The organism is Brevibacterium sp. SIMBA_078, assembly GCF_046534565.1.
GTDB lineage: Bacteria > Actinomycetota > Actinomycetes > Actinomycetales > Brevibacteriaceae > Brevibacterium.
Genome location: NZ_JAWRYQ010000158.1, coordinates 1 through 279, shown reverse-complemented (window position 1 = coordinate 279; position 279 = coordinate 1). Strand labels below are relative to the sequence as shown.

At 34.8% G+C, this 279-nt stretch carries 1 protein-coding gene; it reads right to left on the bottom strand.

The window, feature by feature from the left end; genetic code table 11:
• Window positions 1-241, bottom strand: a 241-nt coding sequence (locus SB749_RS19270; protein WP_410711720.1) for a LytR/AlgR family response regulator transcription factor, incomplete at its 3' end; no start/stop codon positions are given.
• Between the last annotated feature and the right edge of the window lie 38 nt (window positions 242-279).

The following is a 279-nucleotide window of genomic DNA, read 5'->3' as shown; positions in this document are numbered from 1 at the left end:
AAACAATCTCTAAATGGGGAACTTTATGTAATAATTTCGTACCCAGTTCAATTCCATTTATACTTGGCATTTCAATATCTAGAAAAACCACATCAGGCTTCAGATTGGGAATCTCCTTTAACGCATCGGTTGGTTTTAAAAACTCCCCAACCACGTTTATCAGCTGAGTTTCCTCTAATTGCATTTTTAAAAAATGTGAGACTAATTTTTCATCATCCACTATGACAGCTTTTAACAACATCTTTTAGCTCCTTTTTAGTGAATTGGCACCTCAAACTG